The sequence below is a fragment of the Streptomyces filipinensis genome, assembly GCF_014649495.1.
Classification (GTDB): Bacteria; Actinomycetota; Actinomycetes; order Streptomycetales; family Streptomycetaceae; genus Streptomyces; species Streptomyces filipinensis.
The window spans coordinates 1-1382 of record NZ_BMTD01000065.1 but is presented as its reverse complement, the minus strand read 5'-3'; the positions used below and the strand labels follow the sequence as shown (position 1 = coordinate 1382).

General features: G+C 65.6%; 2 protein-coding genes. Both read left to right on the top strand.

Annotation, left to right across the window (positions count from 1 at the left end):
- A partial coding sequence (locus IE244_RS41460; RefSeq protein WP_191878756.1) for an alpha-glucosidase C-terminal domain-containing protein occupies positions 1-452 on the top strand: 452 nt, incomplete at its 5' end.
- Positions 449-1382: alpha-amylase family glycosyl hydrolase (locus IE244_RS41455; protein ID WP_268252942.1), on the top strand; the 934-nt coding region annotated here is incomplete at its 3' end. The genes IE244_RS41460 and IE244_RS41455, both read left to right, overlap by 4 nt.

Genomic DNA, 1382 nt, shown 5'->3' with positions numbered 1-1382 from the left:
GTGAGGAATACCTCGACTCGGAGAAGTACCAGCTCAAACCCCGCGACTGGGAAGCCGCCGCACGCGAGGGCCGCACCATCGCACCGCTCATCACCAGGCTGAACGACGTCCGGCGCCGCAGCCCCGCCCTGCGGCAGCTGCGCGATCTGCACTTCCACCACGCCGACAAGGACGCGGTGATCGCCTACTCGAAGCGGAGCGGATCGAACACGGTTCTCGTGGTCGCCAACCTCGACCCCCGCCATACCCAGGAGGCCACGGTCTCGTTGGACATGCCGCAACTCGGCCTGGACTGGCACGAGTCCGTGCCGGTGCGCGACGAGCTCACCGGCGAGACCTACTACTGGGGCAGGGCCAACTATGTGCGCCTCGAACCGGGTCATAGGCCCGCGCATGTCTTCACCGTCCTGCGACCGTCCAACCCGCAGATCGGAGGGTCACCCACAATATGATCGTCAATGAGCCCGTTCCGGACACCTTCGAGGACACGCCCGCGAGGGACCGGGACCCGGACTGGTTCAAACGCGCCGTCTTCTACGAGGTCCTGGTCCGCTCCTTCCAGGACAGCAACGGCGACGGCGTCGGCGACCTGAAGGGCCTGACCGCCAAGCTCGACTATCTGCAGTGGCTGGGGGTCGACTGTCTGTGGCTGCCGCCCTTCTTCAAGTCTCCGCTCAGGGACGGCGGTTACGACGTCTCCGACTACACCGCCGTCCTGCCGGAGTTCGGTGACCTGGCCGACTTCGTGGAGTTCGTGGACGCGGCCCACCAGCGCGGCATGCGCGTGATCATCGACTTCGTCATGAACCACACCAGCGACCAGCACCCGTGGTTCCAGGAGTCCAGGCGGGATCCGGACGGTCCGTACGGGGACTACTACGTCTGGGCCGACGACGACAAGCAGTTCCAGGACGCCCGGATCATCTTCGTCGACACCGAGGCCTCCAACTGGACGTACGACCCGGTACGCAAGCAGTACTACTGGCACCGCTTCTTCTCGCACCAGCCGGACCTCAACTACGAGAACCCGGCCGTGCAGGAGGAGATGATCTCCGCGCTGAAGTTCTGGCTGGATCTCGGCATCGACGGGTTCCGGCTGGACGCGGTGCCGTACCTGTACCAGCAGGAGGGCACCAACTGCGAGAACCTGCCGGCGACCCACGAGTTCCTCCGGCGGGTGCGCAAGGAGATCGACAGCCAGTACCCCGACAAGGTGCTCCTCGCCGAGGCCAACCAGTGGCCCGAGGACGTCGTCGACTACTTCGGTGACTTCCGCAGCGGCGGCGACGAGTGCCACATGGCGTTCCACTTCCCGGTCATGCCGCGCATCTTCATGGCCGTACGGCGGGAGTCGCGCTATCCCGTCTCCGAGATCCTCGCCA